The organism is Cellulomonas sp. P24, assembly GCF_024704385.1.
GTDB lineage: Bacteria > Actinomycetota > Actinomycetes > Actinomycetales > Cellulomonadaceae > JAJDFX01.
Map to the genome: position 1 here is coordinate 1,869,897 of NZ_JAJDFX010000002.1, position 14,908 is coordinate 1,884,804.

At 71.6% G+C, this 14,908-nt stretch carries 16 protein-coding genes; 11 read left to right on the plus strand and 5 right to left on the minus strand.

Annotated features, from left to right (window positions below):
* Positions 1-46 precede the first annotated feature (46 nt).
* Entirely contained in the window at positions 47-970 is a 924-nt protein-coding gene (locus LJB74_RS08805; RefSeq protein WP_259308174.1) for a pseudouridine synthase, read from the minus strand.
* A gap of 114 nt (positions 971-1,084) precedes the next feature.
* On the opposite strand from LJB74_RS08805, the gene LJB74_RS08810 reads away from it, so the two are divergent.
* A complete protein-coding gene (locus tag LJB74_RS08810) occupies positions 1,085-2,185 on the plus strand; it encodes a peptidoglycan-binding protein (RefSeq protein WP_259308175.1) in 1,101 nt (366 codons plus the stop codon).
* A gap of 65 nt (positions 2,186-2,250) precedes the next feature.
* Here the strand turns inward: LJB74_RS08810 and LJB74_RS08815 are convergent, their stop codons facing one another.
* From LJB74_RS08815 to LJB74_RS08825, 3 genes are all read right to left on the minus strand, one after another.
* On the minus strand, positions 2,251-2,748 hold the full coding sequence (locus tag LJB74_RS08815) for a VOC family protein (protein WP_259308176.1): 498 nt from the start codon (positions 2,746-2,748) through the stop codon (positions 2,251-2,253).
* Positions 2,749-3,271: 523 nt separating this feature from the next.
* The gene (locus LJB74_RS08820) at positions 3,272-3,565 is read right to left on the minus strand and encodes a putative quinol monooxygenase (protein WP_259308177.1); all 294 of its coding nucleotides are present in this window, start codon (positions 3,563-3,565) and stop codon (positions 3,272-3,274) included.
* A 250-nt stretch (positions 3,566-3,815) separates the two neighbouring features.
* The gene (locus LJB74_RS08825; protein ID WP_259308178.1) at positions 3,816-4,220 is read right to left on the minus strand and encodes a hypothetical protein; all 405 of its coding nucleotides are present in this window, start codon (positions 4,218-4,220) and stop codon (positions 3,816-3,818) included.
* A 41-nt stretch (positions 4,221-4,261) separates the two neighbouring features.
* Here LJB74_RS08825 and LJB74_RS08830 point away from each other — a divergent pair, with 41 nt between their 5' ends.
* The 3 genes from LJB74_RS08830 (at position 4,262) to LJB74_RS08840 (ending at position 6,138) form a co-directional block, all read left to right on the plus strand.
* Positions 4,262-5,149 carry an alpha/beta fold hydrolase gene (locus LJB74_RS08830; protein ID WP_259308179.1) on the plus strand — a complete coding sequence of 296 codons (888 nt, stop codon included), beginning with the start codon at positions 4,262-4,264 and terminating at the stop codon, positions 5,147-5,149.
* A gap of 198 nt (positions 5,150-5,347) precedes the next feature.
* Positions 5,348-5,488 (plus strand): hypothetical protein, encoded by a 141-nt coding sequence (locus LJB74_RS08835; protein WP_259308180.1) that lies wholly within the window; start codon positions 5,348-5,350, stop codon positions 5,486-5,488.
* A gap of 257 nt (positions 5,489-5,745) precedes the next feature.
* Positions 5,746-6,138, plus strand: a complete 393-nt coding sequence (locus LJB74_RS08840; RefSeq protein ID WP_259308181.1) for a DUF302 domain-containing protein — start codon at positions 5,746-5,748, stop codon at positions 6,136-6,138.
* Positions 6,139-6,260: 122 nt separating this feature from the next.
* Here LJB74_RS08840 and LJB74_RS08845 read toward each other — a convergent pair whose 3' ends face one another.
* On the minus strand, positions 6,261-6,632 hold the full coding sequence (locus LJB74_RS08845; RefSeq protein WP_259308182.1) for a hypothetical protein: 372 nt from the start codon (positions 6,630-6,632) through the stop codon (positions 6,261-6,263).
* A 150-nt stretch (positions 6,633-6,782) separates the two neighbouring features.
* Here LJB74_RS08845 and LJB74_RS08850 point away from each other — a divergent pair, with 150 nt between their 5' ends.
* From LJB74_RS08850 to LJB74_RS08880, 7 genes are all read left to right on the plus strand, one after another.
* Entirely contained in the window at positions 6,783-7,688 is a 906-nt protein-coding gene (locus LJB74_RS08850) for an oxidoreductase (protein ID WP_259308183.1), read from the plus strand.
* A 214-nt stretch (positions 7,689-7,902) separates the two neighbouring features.
* Entirely contained in the window at positions 7,903-8,217 is a 315-nt protein-coding gene (locus LJB74_RS08855) for a hypothetical protein (protein WP_259308184.1), read from the plus strand.
* 318 nt (positions 8,218-8,535) lie between these two features.
* Positions 8,536-8,778 (plus strand): hypothetical protein, encoded by a 243-nt coding sequence (locus tag LJB74_RS08860; protein WP_259308185.1) that lies wholly within the window; start codon positions 8,536-8,538, stop codon positions 8,776-8,778.
* Positions 8,779-9,326: 548 nt separating this feature from the next.
* A complete protein-coding gene (locus LJB74_RS08865) occupies positions 9,327-11,561 on the plus strand; it encodes an EAL domain-containing protein (protein WP_259308186.1) in 2,235 nt (744 codons plus the stop codon).
* A gap of 134 nt (positions 11,562-11,695) precedes the next feature.
* Positions 11,696-13,045, plus strand: a complete 1,350-nt coding sequence (locus tag LJB74_RS08870) for an MFS transporter (RefSeq protein WP_259308187.1) — start codon at positions 11,696-11,698, stop codon at positions 13,043-13,045.
* Positions 13,046-13,138: 93 nt separating this feature from the next.
* A complete protein-coding gene (locus tag LJB74_RS08875) occupies positions 13,139-14,365 on the plus strand; it encodes a M20 family metallopeptidase (protein WP_259308188.1) in 1,227 nt (408 codons plus the stop codon).
* Positions 14,362-14,862, plus strand: coding sequence for a VanZ family protein (locus LJB74_RS08880; RefSeq protein ID WP_259308189.1), 501 nt, complete (start codon positions 14,362-14,364; stop codon positions 14,860-14,862). Before LJB74_RS08875 ends, LJB74_RS08880 begins: the two co-directional genes overlap by 4 nt.
* Positions 14,863-14,908 lie beyond the last annotated feature (46 nt).

Sequence of the window (14,908 nt, forward strand, 5' to 3'; positions counted from 1 at the left end):
ATCGGCGTGACGCGCTCATCGCCACGAGCGGGTGGCGTCTCCGGGCTCATTCCTCCGCGGTGAGCGGCAACGAGCGGACGCTGCGGAACTGCCGAGACCGGCCGTCGACGGGGTCCGTGAACGCGACCTCGGCCGCGAGGAGCTGGAGGGGCCGGCGGAAGTCGTCGACCGGGACGTCCTTCACCACGGGGTACAACGGGTCGTCGACGATGGGGATGCCGAGCCCGAGCAGGTGCAGCCGCAGCTGGTGCGTCCGGCCCGTACGAGGTGTCAACCGGTAGATCCCGCCGCCGTCCACCTGACGCTCCAGCTCGACGCGCGTCTCGGCGTTGACCGGCGCCCCGGGCACGACCTCGGCGCACCAGGTGCCGGGCGCCTTGCGGATGTGGTTGCGGACGATCGCGGGCAGCTCCAGGTCGGCACGCAGCGGCGCGAGCGCCCGGTAGGTCTTCTCGACTGCGCGCCGCTCGAACGCCGTCTGGTACGGGCCCCTCCAGCGGCTCTCGGTGGCCAGCATCAACAGGCCGGACGTGACCCGGTCGAGGCGGTGCAGCGGCGACAGCTCGGGCAGGTCGAGCTCCGCGCGCAGCCGGACGACGACGCTCTGCATGACATGTCCGCCACGCGGGATCGTCGCGAGGAACGGTGGCTTGTCGACGACGACGAGGCGCTCGTCGCGGTGCACCACGTGGATCCGACCCGGCACCTCCGGCTCGTCGCGCAGGTCGCGGTGGAACCACACGAACCGCTGCGGCCCGTACGGGTCCGCCTCGCGCACGACGCGGCCGCTCTCCTCGACGAAGCGCTCCTGTGCCAGCATCGTCGGCACATCGACGCGCTCCGGCAGGCGGTGCCGCAGCCACGCGCCCATCGTCGGCCATGGCGTCGGGCTGCCTCGATCGCCGTCGGGGGTGCGTACCCAGGCGGCGGCGAGGCCGTGGCGTGCCGGGAGCGGTGAGCGGGGAGGCACCAGTCGATGGTACGAGCCACCGCGTCGACCGAGAGATGTCACCCGGCCCGACGCGGCCATGGTCATCGAACGTGGCGACCTCCGCCGGCGACCGCAACAACGCAGACTGGGCGTGTGCACCTCGCGACGTCCCCACCGAGGAGACGACCCAACGGGCTGACCACCATCGCCGCAACCCTGGGCCTGATCCTGTGCGCCGTGGTGTCCCCGTCCTCGTCGGCCCCCGTCGCGCCGCCGGTCCACCTGTCCCCGGTGCCGGCCCCCGGATCCACGGTGTACGGCAACGACATCTCCTGGCCCCAGTGCGCGACGAGTGAGGGCGGCTACGGACTTCCGGGCCCCCAGGACAGCGCATCGTTCGCGGTGCTGGGCCTGACCGACGGCGGGTCGTTCCGGGCCAACCCCTGCCTGGCCAGCCAGGTCGCCTCGGTCAGATCCCGTCATCTGTGGGCCGGCGCCTACGCCATCTCGACCTATCCGACCGATGCAGAGCTGGTCCGCTACGGCGGCACCGGAACCCTGACCCAGCAGCTACGTCGGGTCGGTGCCGCGCAGGCCGCCTTCAACCTCGCCACCATGGCCCGCGTCGGCCTGCAGTCACCGACGGTCTGGGTCGATGTCGAGCCCAGCAAGCGAACCCCGTGGTCGGCGGTCGCGGACCAGAACAACGCCGTCATCGACGGTGTCATCGCGGGCTACCAGGAAGCCGGCATCCACGCAGGCATCTACTCCTACGACAACGCCTGGAAGGCGATCACCGGCGCCCGGAGCATGCCGGATGTGCCCACCTGGGTGCCGGTCGGCAAGGCGAGCAAGTCGGACGCTGCGGCTCGGTGCGTCACGGCGAGCTACGCCGGGGGCACACCCTGGCTGACCCAGTGGACCGACGACGTGTACGACTTCGACCTCACCTGCCCGGGAGTCACCGGGCAGGCCGCACGCGGCAACCTCTTGACGCCCTACCTCGACGTCCGCCTGGCCAGCGGGTCACGCGGGAGCGCGGTGGTGATGCTGCAGCAACGTCTGGGCGCACCGGCCGCCGACGGGGTGTTCAGCCCCGCGACCCGAGCCAGCGTGATCGCCTTCCAACGCCTGCACCACCTGCCAGCCACCGGCGTGGTCGGTAACGCCGAGTGGCGAGCGCTGGGTGCAGGCACCGGCACGTACACCCCTCCGGTGCCCGGCGTCATGAGCATCCTGTTCGCCTCGACCTGAGCGGCGGCCCACGGGTACGCGCGGAGCCTGCGCCGAGGGTCAGCGGGGTGCCGCTGACCGGATGCTCAGTGGGTGGAGCGCAGGTGCTCGTCAAGGGTGCGGAAGACGGTGTCCGGGCCACCCCGCCATACCGGCTCGGGGTCCGGCTGTCCGGGCGTGGGCTGGTAGAGCCACCACAGGTTGCCCCACGGATCCCTCACCCGTGCCAGCGTCACCGAGCCGTAGAACGGCGTGGGCGGCGTCACAAGGTCGGCGGCGCGCTCGACGGCACGAGCGACGACCGCGTCGACGTCGGACACCCACACCTGGAACATGCCCGGGCGCGTGCCCCAGCCGTCTTGCGGGTCCGCGAGGAGCAGCAACGAGTCACCGACCCGCAGCTCGGCATGGATGAGCACGCCCGTCGGCGTCGGCGTCCGCGCTTCGGCAACCTCGACCGCGTCGAAGACCTGTTCCGCGAACGCGATGAATCCTGCCGCATCCTCGATGATCACGAACGGGTTCAGCGAGCGGCCACGACCGGTGATCGATGCGCCCTCGAGCGTGAGGCCTGGCTCAGTCATGGCACAAGGCATAGCAGCCGCAGCCGACATCTTCCGCGCGGCCCCAAGCCGACGGCCGAGGGGGGCCATGCCGGACCGCGGCATGTACGGGACGTCGGAGGCGCCCCATCGTGCTCGAGGGAACGACGTGGCCATCCTCGCCCAGGTCGACTTCGGGGCGTTGCGGTTCGCTGCGTGGACGACGACCATCGATGCCATGAGGTGGCGCGCCTTCTGGGCTGGAGTGAAGCACGACGTCAAGGCACTCCTGCGCCGTCAGCCCGATGTCGAGGGCTACCTCCCCGCTTGGGATCCGAGCATCCCGAAAGGAATGGCCTCATACGGGCCTGGCAGCCGACGCCGGAATCGTCCCCGGCACCACTGATGCATGAGCGGCTCGGCTCGAAGCCGTGTCGCGGCAGGACCGGCCGAGCGAAGCCGCCCGGAGCGCGGCACGACCGGGCGACGGCATGCCGGACAACGCCAGCGGCATCCGGCCGGGTTGCCCGGTCCGCCGGGAGCCCGCGTGGTCGGCCAGGAGTGATCAGCCAGGGATACCGGCGCGAGCGTCGAGCCGTTGCTGACGGATCCCGTCGGGGTCGATCAGCGGCATGGCGCGAGCGATGCGCTCTCGGACGCGGTCGAGGCTGAGCGATGCGTCGTGAGCCTCTTCGGAGTCCCAGATCTCCGTCACCCAGACGCCATCCGCGTCGGCCACGTCCACGGCGACCACGTAGAGGCGGCAGCCGGGAAGCAGCTCGGAGTCCTCGGCCATGATCGTCAGCAGCTCGTCGCGCTTGCCGACCTTGGCGCTGATCCGGACATGCAGCATGAACATGGCCACAACCTACGAGGTACCGAGGACATCGCAACCTTCGCTGACGAGAGACGTCGGTCGCGCTTTCCGCGACCACGAGGCGAAGATCACCAGGCTCCGGACGCCAGACGGCAGTGGTCGCCTCGAGATCGCCTCGGCGCGAGCCGGGCGAGGCAGATCCGGGCGAGCGTCGTCGCACTGACAGGAGCCATTGCCGGGCGCTCCGAGCCGGGTCGAGCTCGGGGTGACAGGTGAGCCCTGACCATGTCCGCTAGTCGCCGTCGATCAAGGCCCGCAGCGCGGCGACCGGGACGACGCCTTCTGCCTTCGCCGCCAGGTCGGGGTCCACCGTAACCAGCGCGTCGGCCTGCAGCCGGGTGATCGCGAGGTATTCCGCGTCGCGGAGCGTGTCCCAGCCGCGCTCGCGGGCGATCCGCCACGCCGTGCCGCGTGAGACCCGATCACCCAGCAGTCGCATCTTCAGCTCGGTGATCCGCACGTGGGTCTCCAGGGCGGCCGTGTCGGTTCGCGCGCCATCGGTGACGTCGCGCAGCAGCAGCTGCAGTGCCTCTGAGCGGATCGAGCTCGGCGCGACGAGCTGAACACTCGGGTCGATGCGCAGCTCGTGGTCGATGAGGTGCACCAACGTGGGAGCGTCGATGACGTAGCGCGTCATCGACTCAGCGTAGGCGGCTGCCGGTGCCCTAGGGTCGGGGCGTGCCGACCTTCCTCGCGTCTGATGGGGCTTCGCTGCACTACGACGTGCTCGGCGACGAGAGCGATCGCGCGTGCGCGGTCATCGTGCTGGCGGGTGGCGCGGCTCGCGATCCGGGATATCTCGGGGACCTGGCCGGGCTTACCGGTTCCTTCCCGCTGGTGGTGCCGCACCTGCGGGGTGTGGGGCGTTCTCCGGCGCCCGACCGCGTCGAGGACGGTTCCTTCTGGCGCCAGGCCGAGGACATCGAGGCGCTGCGCGTGCACCTGGGTGCTGAGCGCGTCGTGGTCGTCGGTCACTCCGCCGGCACGCGGCTGGCGATCGCCTACGCCACCCAGTCCCCGCACGCACTAGCCGGCCTGGTGCTGATCACACCACCTGCCGGGTACCTGGTCGACGAGCCCTCCGAAGCCGGTGCACTCATCGACGCACGCCGTGGCGAGCCGGCCTTCGACGCCGCCGTCGCCGCTCTGGAGGGGGCTCCGGACCTGGCGGGTGGCGATGACGCCTTCAACGCCTGGCAGCAGACGTCGGCCCCGGCCACCTACGCGTCGTGGGGACCGGTGGAACAGGAGCACGCGAGCATCGGGCGCTGGCACCTCGACGCGGCGCGCGCGTTCTTCAGCGTCGAGCCCCCGCACGACCTACGCGAACGCATTCGAGTCGTGAGCGCGCCCGTTCTGGTCATAGCCGGAGCCCACGACTGCCTGACGGGGGTGGCGCCGGTCAGGGCGCTGGCAGGACTCTTCCCGACCGGCCAGATCGTCGTTCTCGAGCGCTGCGGCCACTACCCGTGGGTCGAGCAGCCGGAGGCCTTCCGCGCGGCTGTCGACCCCTTCCTCACGGCCTGTGTCGCTGATCCAGCCGGAACCGCTGCCGACCGGCGGTAGACCGCACTGAGTGGTTCTCCGTCGGACACGGACGCTCCCTCTTCCCCCAGACAGGACCGCCCCGGCTCCTGCTCTCGCTCTTGTCCTTCTTGGCACGCCGGTGCTGCGACCGTCGCCGGTCTCTTTACCTGGCGGGCCAACACTGGAGCCTCTGCGGCGATCGGAGCCCTCGCCTGGGTGATGTTCGTGGTGGGCGTCGTGGCGCCGCTCGCGGCGCTGGCGCTCGGCGTGATCGCCGTACGCACGGGCTCAGGCCGCGCACTCGGCGCAGTCGCCCTGGTCGTGGCGCTTGTCGTGCTCGTCCTGGTGGGCGTCTCGACGATGGGATGGGGGGCCTGAGCCTCTGAGGCACACCGGTCTTGAGGCACGCCAACGATGGGGTCCCGGTGGGGAGCGTCCACTGCCCGCGGCGTCCCCATCAGCCTGGAGCTCGTCACCCCGCGGCACAGGGGTCGCAGCGTCGCTGCCACCATGAAGACTCGATCGCGCCATTGCCACATCCGCTCCCCCGAGTGTCCCCACGTGTATCGGTGACGCATGGTGGAAGCACGACGTCGGCTCGCTGTGAGCCGGCCGACCCGCCCCAGGAGGAACCGATGGAATTCCAGCGCACCGCACAGCTGAACGTGCCCTTCGCCGAGGCGGTGACCCGGACCCGCGAGGCGCTCGGCGCGCACGGCTTCGGCATCCTCACCGAGATCGACATGCAGGCGACGCTCCTGGCCAAGCGCGGCACCCAGATCGAGCCCTACGTCATCCTCGGAGCGTGCAACCCGGCCCTGGCCGAGGGTGCGCTCGCCGCCGACCCTCGGATCGGCGTGCTGCTGCCGTGCAGCGTCGTGGTGCGGGCGACCGGGCCCGACCGGAGCGAGATCCACGTCTTCGACCCCGATCTCATCCCCGCCGTCACCGGCAACCAGGCGCTGACCGAGTACGCCGACGATGCCGGAACCCGGATCGCGGAGGCGCTCCACGACCTCGGGTCGTAACCCCTACCGGGCAGGCGCCCGCACCTGCCCGGACGTCGGGCCATGTCCCTGCCTGAACCCGAGGCGCGCCAGATCCGGTCAACGCGATGTCGCCGCGCCGACATCGCCGACCGCGTCGGCAACTACGGCATCTGGCAGTACGCGTCAGCGGTGCGAACCTCGCTCTGCACGACGGCCACCGTGCCGTTCGCCGGGCAGGGGCTCTTGCCGTCGCCGTACTGCGGGCTCGTGCCGGTCACGGTGTACGTCCCCGGGGCCAACTCCATCGTGTAGCTGCCGTCGGCACCGACCGTGGCCGTGTGCCGCCCGTCAGGGCCAGTCGCGACGACTGTCCCGTCAACGGCACGCGGCGTCCCAGGCGCCGGCCCGCCGACCACGTAGAGGTGCCCCGACAACGTCCCGTGACCCGACGACCCACCACAGCCCGCGAGCACCACCAGGCCGATGAACAACACGCCAAGACACCGCACGGTCGCCCCCCGGGTCTCCCGCATGATGTTCATGGTGAGAGGACGCACGGGGCGTCGCAACTGTTCGCCGAAGAGCTCCTACGCCCGCGGCACGCGCGGGTCGGAACATGCCGCCACACCGGCGGCAGAGCAGTGCGCCGGTTCGGCCTGATTCTGCATGGCAGACTGCGATTCGTGTCTGGGACGATCAGCGCCGGGGCTGCCGGTACGTGGACGCTCGGAGATCTGACGGTCAACCGGATCGGGTTCGGTGCCATGCGCCTGCCGCAGCACGGCCGGGCGTTCGCCGGCGACGCGGCCCCGCGCGACCGTGACCAGGCGATGACCGTGCTGCGCACAGCCGTTGAGCTGGGTGTCAACCACATCGACACGGCCGCGTTCTACTTCTCGCGCCTGCGCTCCGCCAACGAGCTCATCAACCGAGCCCTGGCCCCGTATCCCGAGGACCTGGTCATCGCCACCAAGGTCGGGCCCGGCCGGGATCCCTCCGGTGAATGGCTTCCCATGGCCACGCCGCAGCAGCTACGCGGACAGGTCGAAGAGAACCTGCGCCAGCTCGGCCGCGACCACCTCGACCTGGTGAACCTGCGAGTGTCCGGACCGGGGGCGATCACCGAGCACTTCGAGGCGTTGGCCGCGCTGCGCGATGCCGGCCTGATCCGTCACCTCGGCATCTCGGCCGCCCGGCCCGACCACCTCGCCCAGGCCCAGGCCATCGCCCCGGTCGTCTGCGTGCAGAACCCCTATGGCCTGGGCTTCCGGTCCGCCCAGGACGAACTGGTTCGGGTCTGTGGGGCGCAGGGCATCGCGTTCGTGCCGTTCTTCGCCATCGCCGGTGTCGAGCGCGAGGCCGGCGGCAGCGGCACCGAGAACGACGAGGTGCTGTCCATCGCCCGGACACACGGGGCCACACCGGTTCAGGTTCGCCTGGCATGGGCACTGCATCGCGGCCCACACATACTGGTGATCCCGGGCACCGGTTCGCCTGAGCACCTGGTCGACAACGTTGCGGCCGCGAACCTGCGTCTGACCTCCGACGATCTGACCCGCCTGGAGACAGTTCATCAGGCCGAGCAGTAACACGAACCACCGCCATTGTCATCGCACGCTCAGCGGCACGAGTGCGGATCGCGACCATGACCGGGCGAGCGTCCCCGCCCCGACAGCGGCTGTGACCGGGCGAGCGCAGCCGCCCCGACAGCGGCATGAGCGGGCGGTTGGCGATCTGCCGCCGCCGCGGCGCCGCGGCGCTAATGTGCTGGGTGGTGGACTCTCCTACGTCAAGGAGCCGGTCGTGTCCCTGCTCATCACCTTTGTGGGCGTCTCCGCGGGCTTCGCCTACGCGGGATTCGTCGGTCGACGCCTCGGTCCTAGTGACTGGCGTTACTGGATTGCGCTCACGCCATTCTGGGTGCTCGCCGTGGGGGTAGGCCTGGCGCTGCACACCGTGAACGTGAGTGACCCGGCCCCGCGGGCGATTCAGGCGTTCGCCATCGGATCCTTCGGCGAAGCCTTGCTCGGTTCTCTCCGTGTGCGTGGGCGCGGACGCGCCAGCGGGTCGACGACGCGCGATGAGCGCACTGCCCCTCACACTCACGCGAGCTCCTGACCTCATAGCGATCTGATCAACCTGGGACTGTCGCAGCGTCGCGTTCGGCGAAAGTGGTGAGCGGCAGATCCGGGCGAAGGTTGCCGCCCTCGACGCGGCATGACCGGGCGAGCGTCGCCGCCCTTGCAGCGGCTACAGGTGTGGACGTCGGCTGAAGACTGGTCCCCCGGCGCCAGGGGCGCAGGTTACACGCGGCATCGACGGGAAGCCTGCTGCAGTAGGGGTATCGCCTGGGCGCACCGCTTCTGACACCATCGGCTGATGAGCGGCGTGGTCACGCGAGCACGCACTATCGAGGTCCGACGAGAGGAGCGCTAGATGGTCGCGAAGTTCGTGGCCGTGATCGTCGGATGCGTCATGGTGGCCATCTCAGTGGCCCTCTGGAGACACCGTGAAGCCTTCGCTAGGTTCACGGCCGAGGGCCAGCAGGCGATGTACGGGGACCGCTCGAAGCGGTCTCAGCGCGCAGCAACCGGCAAGAATGTGGCTTACCCGGCCGTCGGTTTCGCCGTGATCGGGGTCGCGTTCATCGCGGTAGGCATCTTTGGGCGAGCCACGTGAGGAGGTTGTTCGACGTCCAAGCGCCCACGTCGCTTGGCCGGCTCGGGCCCGAGCATGCCTGATCGCCGGTTTCAGCCTCGACGCTTCTTGCTCTTCGGCGTGGTCGTCGGGGTGCTCTGGACGTTGCTGGGAGTCGTCATCACCGTCACGACCGGGCAAGGGCGGTGGTGGGTCATCATCATCAGCGGCCTGGTGACGGCCGTGTGGGCCGCAGGTCGACTCAGGAACCACCGATACCCGCATTAGCCTCGATCCTCCTCGGGCTCGGGCATGCGGGTCATGCACGCGGCTCGGCGTGACGTCCCGCCGAGTGGTGGAGTTGCTCGACACCGTGCGGGTACGTGCGCTGAGCTGGCCGAGCGGCCACATCGCGACTTACGCACATCGGCATGAGCGGATGTCCGCCCGGCCCGCCCCCAACGCCGGCACCACGCGCACCTCGCCGCGAACACAGCCCATGACGGCCCGATCACGCCGGTTCACCCGCCAACGCTCAGCATTTACACATCGGAAATCAATCGGGGCGCCGCGCGTGACGATGACCGGGCGTGACCACGAGCACCCCGAGCAGCGCCGTGAGCAGCGCCGAGACGGCGGGCCTCGTCGCGTCGCTGCTCCGGCCGGGTGGCATCACCGCCGTGTTCCAGCCCGTCGTGCGGGTCGCCGACGGCGCAGTGATCGGCTACGAGGCGCTGTCTCGTTCGACCGACCACCCCGCGCTCGCCCCGGACGTCTGGCTGCGCCTCGCGGAGGAGCAGGGCGCCCGCGCGGACGTCGAGCTCGCCTGTCTCGCTGCGGCACGGGCGGCCGGCGACCCGCCGGGAAGCGCGCTGCTGTTCGTCAACGTGAGCCCCGCGGTCGCTCTCGACCCGCGCTTCACGGCACTGTGCCGGACGCTTCCCCGGCACGTCATCGAGGTCACCGAGCACGCGGCCGTCGACGACTACGAGCCGCTCATCGAGCGTCTCAAGGCACTGCGCTCGCACGGCTCCCTCGTCGCGGTCGACGACGTCGGGTCGGGCTACGCCTCGATGGCGCACGTCCTGCAGCTCAGCCCGTCGTTCATCAAGATCGACCGGTCGCTCGTCAGCGGACTGCACCGGGACCCCCGACGCCGCGCCCTGGTCGAGGCGCTTCAGGCCTTCGCCTCCGCGACGAGCGCGCTGTCGATCGCCGAGGGCGTCGAGACGGAGGCCGAGCTCCACGAGCTCCGCGCGCTCGGCGTCGACCTCGCCCAGGGGTACCTCCTCGCGCGACCCGGCGCACCGTGGCCCGCGCTCACGTCGCAGGCCCACGCGGTGATCGCACCGCCAGGACCGGCGCCGGTGACCCAGGACCCGGTCGGACTGGTCGCTGCCCTCGCGGCCGCCACGAACCCCGCCGACGCGTGCGAGCGTGTCAGCGAGTTCCTGGCCCACCACAGCGGCCTGCTGCCGAGCGTGTACCTCGAGCGCGGCGGCGTGCTGCGGTGCCAGTCGCGCCGCGGCCAGTGGCTCGTCATGGACGGGCTGCACCCGCGCACCGGGATCACCGGGGCGGCGTTCGCCGAGGAGGCCGAGATCCTCTCCCCGGACGTGCGCATCGACCCGCGCTACCGCCTCGCGATCCCCGGGGTGCTCAGCGAGATGGCCGTGCCGTTGCGGGTCCGCGACCGCACCGTCGGCGTCCTCAACGTGGACGCGCTCGCGCCGCTGCTCCCCGCGCACACCGACCTGATCCGCCAGTGCGCCCACCTGCTCGAGACCCGGCTCGCGTCGCTCGACAAGGCCGGGTCCTCGTACTCGACGCTGCGGGACCTCAGCCGGCTCGCACCGACACTGGCCCAGGCAGGGTCGGCCGGCGACCTCTGCCGGGCAACCCTCGACGCCGTCGCCGAGCTCACCGGGTTCGACGGCGGTTGCCTGTGGACCTTCGACGGTGAGCACCCCGAGGTCACCGGGACGGTCGGCCCCGCCAGCGGCGCGCTCGCGAGCCTCGACGACGCCCACGTCCTCGAGCTGCGCGACCTCGTCTCGGAGCTGGCGTCGTGCTACAGCGGCGGGACGGATCTGAGCCTCGCGGTGCCACCGACGCACGTGCTGCGCGAACGGGGCGTCCGCGGCGTCGTGCTCGTACCCATCCGGGACGGCTGGCGGCTCACCGACCTGCTCGCACTGTCCAGCGCGACGACGTCGTTCGTGTCCGCCGACGTCGTCGACGCGGTCGAGTCGCTGTGCCTGCAGGCCGGCAGCCGGCTCGCGTCGCTCCGCCGGGTCGCCGAGCTCGAGACGCTCGTGCACCGCGACCCCCTCACCGGGGTCGGCAACCGGGGCCTGTGGAACGTCGTCCTCCAGGACGCGACCCCAGCCCGTCCCGGCCGCGACTCGCCACCGAGCCCGGACCCCGTGTGGCTGGCGGTCGCCGACGTCGACCGGTTCAAGCAGGTCAACGACACCCGCGGACACGTGACCGGCGACGAGGTCCTCTGCGCGCTCGCGTCGCTGTTCTCGACGCTGCCGGGCTGGTCGGTGTTCCGGCTCGGGGGCGACGAGTTCACGATGTTCGGCCCGGCCGGGAGCACCCCGTGGCCGCACGACCTGGCCGCCATCTCCGCCCAGGCCCGGGACCTGCTCGCACCGTTCGGCGCCAGCGTGTCGATCGGCGCGGTGCGGACCACGCGCGACCGACTCACCAGTGCGATGGAGGTGGCTGACCGTGCCCTCTACCGCCGCAAGCGCGCGGGCGGGGACGGTCTGACACTCGATCGAGCGAGCATGGTTCCGACCACGGCAACCTGCCGGTAACGTCCGAGGTCCACGCTGGTCACCGCCGCCCAGCCGTGCGGCTCCGGGCGTCCGCCCGCGGGTCGCGGTCGCGGCCTGCCAGACGCCGCCCCCGGGGTCCGCCGGCCTCGGGGCCTCCGAGAGGACCGACGCCGATGACCGACAGCACGACGCGTGCGCCAGCCGTCACCGAACCCGGCACGACCCGAGGAACACCCCGCGCCCGCGTGGTCCTCGCCAGCACCGCGGGGATCTTCGTCGAGTCCCTCGACTGGTCCGTGTACGGCCTCGCCGCACCGTACTTCGCGACACAGATCTTTCCCGGGGCGGACCAGACCGCGGCTCGCCTCGGCGCCTACGCGGTGTTCGCCGCCGGGTTCGTCGCACGGCCGCTCGGCAGCTTCCTCATGGGCCGGGTGACCGACGTGCGCGGCCGGCGCACCGGGCTGACCGTCAGCGTCGCCCTGATCGCCGTCGGCTCCCTGCTGATCGCGGCGGCACCCACCTACGCGGTCGCCGGGCTCGGTGCCGCCGGGCTCGTGCTCGTCGCACGCCTGCTGCAGGGCATCGCGATGGGCGGCGAGGTGGCGACCGCCGCGACGTACGTCGTCGAGGTCGCACCGCCCGACCGTCGTCACCGCTACGGCGCGTTCGCGTACTCGGGCGACGCGTTCGGCACCCTCGGCGCCACGATCGTGCTCGCCGTCCTCCTGGCCGCGATGGGGACGTCGGGCGTCGAGAACGGTGGCTGGCGCATCGCGTTCGTCGTCGCCGGCCTGTGCGGCGTGCTCGCCTTCTGGATCCGGCGCGGCGTCCCCGAGTCCGAGGTGTTCACCCGGGCGAAGGAGGCCGGGCACGAGCCCGCGTGGCCGCTGGTCCGCGAGCACGCGCCACGGATGGCACTCGCGTTCGCGCTCACGATCGGGTCGACGATCGGGGTCTACTTCGGCAGCATCTACCTGCCGCAGTTCGCCGCGCACTCGGGTCGCCTCACCGAGTCGGAGGCCACCGGTCAGCAGACGATCGCCCTGGTCGCCCTGATCCTCGCGATGATCACGTCCGGGTTCCTCGCCGACCGGTTCGGACCTCTCGCCCTGATCCGGGTCGGCTTCACGGCGGCGGCCGTCCTCACGCTGCCGCTCATGCTCGGGTTCCTCGCGGGCGCCGTCCCGTACGTGGTCGCCGCACCGGCCTTCACGATCTGCATCGGCCTCCAGCTCGGGGTCACCCCGGTCGCGGGCGCGCGGCTGTTCCCCGTCCCGATCCGCGCGGTGGCGCTCGGCATCCCGGCGGCACTCGCGATCTCACTGTTCGGCGGGACGTTCCTCTTCGTGGCGGAGTGGCTCGTCTCACGTGGGCACATCGGCCTCGTCGCGGGCTACGTGACCCTCGGGCTGACGATCTCGGCGGTGGGCTCGTGGCTCGTCAGCTACCGGCTCCTGTACAGCGTGGACACCCTCGCCGGTACAGCGGCCGGGAGTAGCGTCGAACAGCCGACCGACTGAGCCTGCCGCACCGTCGACCTGAGCCCGCGGCACACCCGACCTGAGCCCGCGGCACGCCCGACCTGAGCCCGACGACACCCCGAGGACCTGCACATGACCGAGAACCCCGCGGACCTGCTCGTCGAGGCCACCGCGCTCGCACCCGCCCTGGTCGACCTCCGCCGACGACTGCACCGCGCCCCGGAGATCGGTCTGCACCTGCCGCTCACCCAGGCGATCGTCCTCGCAGAGCTGCACGCCCTCGAGCAGGACCACGGGGTCGACCTCGGGATCACGACGGGCACCGCGCTCAGCTCGGTCGTCGCCGTCGTCCGCGGTGCGCGACCGGGGCCGGCCGTCCTCCTGCGCGCGGACATGGACGCCCTCCCCGTGACCGAGGACACCGGCGAGGAGTTCACGAGCGAGCACCCAGGGGCGATGCACGCGTGCGGCCACGACCTGCACACCGCCGGGCTCGTCGGTGCGGCACGGCTCCTGGTCGCCCGCCGCGAGCAGCTCGCCGGTTCCGTCGTCCTCATGTTCCAGCCCGGTGAGGAGGGCGACCACGGTGCCCGGCTCATGATCGAGGAAGGGGTGCTCGACGCGGCCGGCGAGCGCGTCGTCGGTGCGTACGGGCTGCACGTGATGTCCTCCGTGCTCCCGGCCGGCCTCGTGACGACCAAGCCCGGCACGATGCTCGCGGCCGCCGACACGCTCACCGTCACGGTGCGCGGTCGCGGCGGGCACGGATCGATGCCGCACCTGGCCGCCGACCCGGTCACCGTCGCCGCCGAGATCGTCCTCGCCTTCCAGACGGCGGTCACCCGGCAGTTCGACGCCCTGGACCCCGTCGTCGTGTCCGTCGGTCGCATCGCCGCGGGGACCACCGACAACGTCATCCCCGCGACGGCTGAGATCGCCGCGACCGTCCGCACGTTCTCCGAGGAGACGCACGCCCTCGTCGAGGAGCGCCTGGTCCGGGTCGCGACGCACGTCGCCGCCGCCCACGGCCTCACCGTCGACGTCGACTACGTGCGCGGCTACCCGACGACCGTCAACACCCCTGCCGAGGTGGACCGCGCCGCACGGGTGACCGCCGAGATCCTCGGACCTCGCGGGTTCATGACGGCACCCCGGCCCATCTCCGGCTCGGAGGACTTCTCCTACGTGCTGCAGCAGGTGCCCGGCACCTACCTCGGCCTGGGCGCGACACCGCGCGGCACCGACCCGGCCACCGCGGCGTACAACCACTCGGCGCAGGCACGGTTCGACGAGTCGGCCCTGCCCGTCGGCGCCGCGGTGCTCGCCGGCCTCGCCCTGGACCGGCTCGCGCAGGCGTGACCGTCGCGGACCACACCTTCGCGCGCCGATCTCGGTCGCGCGGGCTCCTCCTCGCCTACGCCGCGTTCGTCCTCGTCGTCACCTGGTGGCCGTCCCCGCAGCACAGCGACGCCCCGCGGTGGGAGACGGCGATCCTCGACGCGATCCGTGGTGTCGGGATCCCGATGACGATGCCCGCCCTCGAGGCGGTCGCCAACATCGGGATGTTCGTGCCGCTCGGGATGCTCCTCGTGCCGTTCTGGTCAGCGCGGCTCGCACGCCCGGACCGCGCGGCGCCGGTGGCGCGTGAGGACACCCCCGGATCGGTCCGTGGACCCGCAGCCGCCGTCCTCGTCCGAACCGTCCTCACGGGCCTGGCCTTCACGATCCTCATCGAGACGGTCCAGCTCGCCATCCCCGGCCGCTACTCCACGGTGCAGGATGTGGTCATGAACACGATCGGCGCCGCGGTGGGTGGTGGCGCGGTGCTGCTCGTCCACCGCCTCCGGAGGGGCTGACCGCGATGACGGCGCGCCCAGCGGGGCCGTCCGGTCACAGACCACG

Excerpts from the sequence above, each read along its gene's own strand:
- LJB74_RS08820 (WP_259308177.1), bottom strand. The coding sequence starts at position 3,565 with ATGTTCATGCTGCATGTCCGGATCAGCGCCAAGGTCGGCAAGCGCGAC.
- LJB74_RS08870 (WP_259308187.1), top strand. The coding sequence starts at position 11,696 with ATGACCGACAGCACGACGCGTGCGCCAGCCGTCACCGAACCCGGCACG.
- LJB74_RS08860 (WP_259308185.1), top strand. The coding sequence starts at position 8,536 with ATGGTCGCGAAGTTCGTGGCCGTGATCGTCGGATGCGTCATGGTGGCC.
- LJB74_RS08875 (WP_259308188.1), top strand. The coding sequence starts at position 13,139 with ATGACCGAGAACCCCGCGGACCTGCTCGTCGAGGCCACCGCGCTCGCA.
- LJB74_RS08845 (WP_259308182.1), bottom strand. The coding sequence starts at position 6,632 with ATGCGGGAGACCCGGGGGGCGACCGTGCGGTGTCTTGGCGTGTTGTTC.
- LJB74_RS08840 (WP_259308181.1), top strand. The coding sequence starts at position 5,746 with ATGGAATTCCAGCGCACCGCACAGCTGAACGTGCCCTTCGCCGAGGCG.
- LJB74_RS08815 (WP_259308176.1), bottom strand. The coding sequence starts at position 2,748 with ATGACTGAGCCAGGCCTCACGCTCGAGGGCGCATCGATCACCGGTCGT.
- LJB74_RS08825 (WP_259308178.1), bottom strand. The coding sequence starts at position 4,220 with ATGACGCGCTACGTCATCGACGCTCCCACGTTGGTGCACCTCATCGAC.